This window comes from Luteitalea sp., from assembly GCF_044337415.1.
GTDB lineage: Bacteria > Acidobacteriota > Vicinamibacteria > Vicinamibacterales > Vicinamibacteraceae > Luteitalea.
In genome coordinates, this window is record NZ_JBIINP010000266.1 from 1 (window position 1) to 4,791 (window position 4,791).

A 4,791-nucleotide genomic window follows, 5' to 3' on the forward strand; every position below is an offset into this window, starting at 1 on the left:
GTCTTGCCAATCCAGAACGGCTTGAGCGTGACCTCGACCTGCGGTCCCTCGTCGGCGTCGCGGCCGGCCTCCGATGCGGGACTGCCCATGAGGAAGGTGCCGCCGGGCACCGCCACCATCTCGAAGGAGACGCGACTGTTCGGGATGGTTTCGGAGTACGAGGCGGGAGGAGTGGATTTCGGCGCAGGCTGCGCCACCAGCGCGGCGGCGCCTGCTGACAGGAGGGCCGACAACACCACGCCCGCCTTCAGTGACCCGCCCCGCCGCCATTGATGATGACGTTGAGGAAACACGATGAGCCGGAGTGTATCGCCAAGCCGCGGCGAAGGAAAGCAAAAGGGCGGAGCGACTGGTGTCGCCCCGCCCTCAGGCAGGCTGCAGGCTGTGGCCTGCAGGCTACGTCCGGTTCGGGGCGAGCCAATCGCCCGCCCCGAACCGTATGACCTTTAGAAGAGGAACCGCAGGCCCATCTGCACGTCGCGACGGTTGCCGTCCTTCGACGTGATGCGGCCGAACGTGCCGCTCAGCGGGTTGCTGTCGATGCCGCCCAGGTTCGGGTGGTTCAGGAAGTTGAAGCACTCCGCACGGAGCTGCAGCTTGCGGTTGCCGCCCATGTTGAAGTTCTTGAACAGGGCGATGTCCCACTGCATCTCGCCCGGGTTGTAGTAGGCGTTGCGCGGCGAGTTGCCGAACGTGCCGTTGGCCGGGCGCACGAACACGCTCGTGTCGAGGGCCACCGAACCCGGCGTGCCGTCGTACAGCTGGTAGTTCACGCTGGCGTTGCCGGTCTGGCTCCACGGCTGGCCGAAGCCCACGTCGCCCACACCCGCGATGTCCTGCGCGCCCTGGCCGACGGTGAAGGGCGTACCCGAGCGCATGAACGTCGCGCCCGAGACCTGCCAGCCACCGAGCAGGTTGCCGATCAGCGTGCTCTGGTCACGGAAGATCGGCAGGTCGTAGATGTAGTAGAAGTTCAGGATCTGGCGACGGTCGAAGTTCGACGGCCCGAAGTACAGCGTGTCGTCGTAGGTGTTCCACAGCACGTTGCGCTTGTCGGACGCGTTGTCCTCCGACTTGGCGAGCGTGTACGCGAAGCCCACCTTGAGGCCGTTGGTATAGCGACGGTCAGCCGAGATCTGCAGCGAGTTGTACAGCGACGAGCCCGCGTTCTCCGACAGACGGATCACGCCGTAGCCCTTGTAGGGGCGCAGGGCGGCGATATTGACGCCCGGGTTCTGGTACAGCGTGCCGAGCGCCAGCTGGTTCAGGTTGCGCTCGCGCTGCAGGTAGTTGCCGCGACGGCCCACGTAGGTCACGTCGAGGATGAAGCCGAACGGAATCTCGCGCTGCACACCCGCCGACCAGATGTAGGAGGTCGGGTGCTTGAACACGAGGTCCTGCGCGGTGGCGCCGATCGGCAGGTTGCCGGGATTCACGCCCGCGCCGCCCGGGTTGTCCGCCCTGCCGTTGGACACGGTGGCCTGCGGCTGGAACGGCACGTTGCCGCCGAGCAGGGTCGAGTCGTTCAACGTCACGCGGTTGTGGAACATGCCCACGCTGGCGCGCGCCACCGTCTTGTCGTTCCACTGGTAGGTGGCGCCGAAGCGCGGCTCGAAGACGTTCTTGTGCGTCTCGGAGAAGCCGCGGTCGTAGCCCTGGAACAGACGGAGGACGGCCGGGTCGTTGGCGATCACCGACTGCTGGCCCTCACCGAGGAAGCCCTCGCCCGGCAGGACCATGCCGTTGTAGCGAATGCCACCCGACAGCGTGCCGTTGGCGGGGTTGACCGTCGGCGCGAACGCCGGGTTGTACTCTTCGGCCGCGAACGTCGCGATGTTGTTGGTCGTCGAGTACCAGGGCGGCCAGTAGACGTAGCGGAAGCCGCCTTCGACCGTCAGCTTGGCCGTCGGACGCCACGAGTCCTGCACGAAGGCGTCGATGGCAAGCGCGCGCCACTTGGTGAGGTTGCGCTGGCCGAGCTCGGCATAGTTGTCGAACAGCCCCATGGCCACATTGGAGATGGCCGTGCCCGTGCCGCCGGCACGACTGTCGCGGAACTCGAAGCGACCGTTCTGGTTGTTGGTCGAACCGGGGATGGCGCTGACGTTGATCTGGTCGAAGTCGTCCTGCCCCGAGTACTCGAACTGCACACCGGCCTTGAACGTGTGACGGCCGCGGACGTACGTGCTGACGTCCTGCCACGTGTAGATCGGGCCAGACGAGAACGCCGGGTACGGTCCGCCGTCGATCTCCGAGAAGTTGCTGATGGAGACCGTCGGAATCTTGTCGACGATTTCCTTCTCCTGGAAGATGTACGGGTAGTTGATGCCCGAGTTGCTGCGCTTGTAGAGGCCCGTCTCCGTGAACACGTTGATGAACACGTCGTCACGCGAGAAGGTGAAGCTGAACTCGTTCACCCAGTTGCTCTTGATGCTCGAGGTCCAGCTGGCCGTCTGCGTGAAGTTCGGGCGCTCCCAGTCGGTGCGCGCAAACGGGAACGATCCGCGGAACGCGTCGACGGCCACCCAGTTGGAGCGCGAGAAGCGGTACGCGAACTGGTTGGCGGCGTTCGGACGGAAGTCGAGTCGGATGTTGTCCTTGCGCTGATCCTGCGGGTTCTCGCTGTTCTGGATCAGGTTGGCCGAGCCCTGACGGAAGCCTGCCGTCGGGGCCGGGTACGTGTTGAGCAGCGCGAGGCCGTTGGGCGACAGGCGGTTGGCCGGGATGATGTTGCCCGGGAACGGCTGGCCGGTGAGCGGGTCGACGATCAGGCGCACGCCGTTGACGAACCCGTTGTTGGGGTCGAGCAGTTCGCTGAAGTTGCCCTGACGCATCAGCGTGGTGGGCACCGTGGCCGTGTTGGTGGCCACCTGGAAGAAGTTCACCCACTCCTGCGCGCCGAAGAAGAACAGCTTGTTCTTCAGGATCGGGCCGCCCACCGAGTAGCCGTACTGCTTGAAGTCGAACGGCGCCGGGCCGCTGTTCTCGACGGGGCTGGTCGAGCGGTTGCGGGCCCAGGTGTTGGCCTGCAGCGACTCGTCGCGGTAGAAGAACGACGCATTGCCGCTGAACCGGTTGCTGCCGCTCTTGGTCACGAAGCGGATCTGGCCGCCGCTGGCGCGCCCGTACTCCGGCATGTAGTTGCCCGTGAGCACCTGCACTTCCTGCAGCGCATCGACGTTCTGCACACCGACGATCGCGCCCGACGAACGGGTGCGGATGGCCGTCGCGCCGTCCACCGTGATGTTGTTCTCGTCCGAGCGACTGCCGTTGATGTTGAAGCCGCCGTTGGACAGGCTGGAGAAGCCGTAGTTGTTGAAGGAGCCGCCGCTGACGCCGGCCTTGAGGCCCGCCACGCCAATCGGGTTGCGCCCGTTGAACGAGAGCTGCTCGATGTCCTTGGCCTCGACCGTCTTGCGGAGGGCCACGTCGGTCTGGAGCCGGGCCGCTTCCGCGACGACCGTCACCTCTTCCGAGAGCTCACCGGTCTCGAGCGTGAAGTCGAGCGACTGGCGACCGGCCGCGTCGGCCTGCACGCCCGTCCGGCTCGCCTTCTTGAAGCCCTGCAGCTCCGCGCTGATGTTGTACTGCCCCGGCAGCAGCGTCGAGAACGTGTAGAAGCCGGAGTCGTCGGACACGGCCGTCTCGGCGACGCCGCTGCCGATGTTGGTGGCCGTGACCGTCACGCCGGGCATCACGCCGCCCTGAGAGTCACGGATGGTGCCGGAAATGGCCGAGCGTTCGAACTGTGCGAACGCGGGCGTACCGGCGAGCAGCAGCATGGCAACGGCCAACAGGCGTTGCAGGCTCCTCCTCACGTAGACCTTCCCCATAAGTGCATTCCTTCCTTGGTGTCGTGTGTCGTCGGAACCTGCGCCCCGACCTGCCCGTCCGGCACTGCACTTGCCATCCCTGCGCCCCAGCGGCGCCGTGCCGGGGACGGCCGTAACTGCCTCGCGCGCCGGGCATCCACCGCGCGTCGCAGAACCCGGGTCGTGAACGCCCGGCGGGGCGCTCACGACGACCTCGTGTCGTCGATTACTTGTCTCGCCACTCTCCGACGCACACCGATCCGACACCGATTACACACCGGTGATTCCGGCGAGCGCCGTGTCGGGCGCCTGGAGCCGTCAAACTGCCTGCACAGAGGGGCATGGAGAGAGGGAGGCCTCAAAGGGTGTAACACAGCCACTGCACATGGTCAAGGTGACCCGACCGACTCGACGACCTCAGACAGACCAAAGTGGACTGACCAATAAGGCGCAAGCTTGCGTGCCCTCTCATGTCTGTAGTACTTCTGCCGACGCAAACAGACTCACCACCCAGACGCCTCGAGTGGTTCGACCATGCCTTCGCCGGAGGCGGGTCACCTGCGCACCACCTCCGGCTTCGGCAGGGCAGGCCCTGACACAGCCGGGGGCGGGTCAACATGCACACCACCTCCGGCTTCGGCGGGGCAGGCCTGACACCGACCGTGGACCGCCCGGCCTCACCAGGAGCACGACCCCATGCCCGACCGACGACAATTCCTCCATGCCGCAGGCGCCAGCGCCGTCGCTGCCACCCTGCCCGCCCGAAGCTATGCCCGGATCCTCGGGGCCAATGACCGGGTCCGCGTCGGCATCGTCGGCTTCTCCGACCGCTGCCGCGGCAGCCTGATCCCGGCCTTCCAGCAGCACGCCGCCGGCATGAACTTCGAGCTGGTCGCCGTCTCCGACATCTGGAGCCTGCGGCGCGAGGCCGGCAGCGCCGCCCTCCAGAAGCTCGGACAGTCTGCCCCCATCGTGTGTC

3 protein-coding genes are annotated in these 4,791 nt (G+C 66.2%); 1 reads left to right on the forward strand and 2 read right to left on the reverse strand.

Features of this window, described 5'->3' with window-relative positions; genetic code table 11:
- Together ACIRDX_RS20560 and ACIRDX_RS20565 are read right to left on the reverse strand one after the other, a co-directional pair.
- Nucleotides 1-293, reverse strand: a 293-nt coding sequence (locus ACIRDX_RS20560; protein ID WP_396627308.1) for a formylglycine-generating enzyme family protein, incomplete at its 3' end; no start/stop codon positions are given.
- Nucleotides 294-446: 153 nt separating this feature from the next.
- The gene (locus ACIRDX_RS20565) at nt 447-3,833 is read right to left on the reverse strand and encodes a carboxypeptidase regulatory-like domain-containing protein (RefSeq protein ID WP_396627309.1); all 3,387 of its coding nucleotides are present in this window, start codon (nt 3,831-3,833) and stop codon (nt 447-449) included.
- A gap of 675 nt (nt 3,834-4,508) precedes the next feature.
- Between ACIRDX_RS20565 and ACIRDX_RS20570 the strand changes: the two genes are divergently transcribed.
- On the forward strand, nt 4,509-4,791 hold a 283-nt coding region (locus ACIRDX_RS20570; RefSeq protein WP_396627310.1), incomplete at its 3' end, for a twin-arginine translocation signal domain-containing protein.

Bases quoted from the DNA above. Each gene is read 5' to 3' on its own strand.
- ACIRDX_RS20565 (WP_396627309.1), bottom strand. From the start codon at position 3,833: ATGGGGAAGGTCTACGTGAGGAGGAGCCTGCAACGCCTGTTGGCCGTT.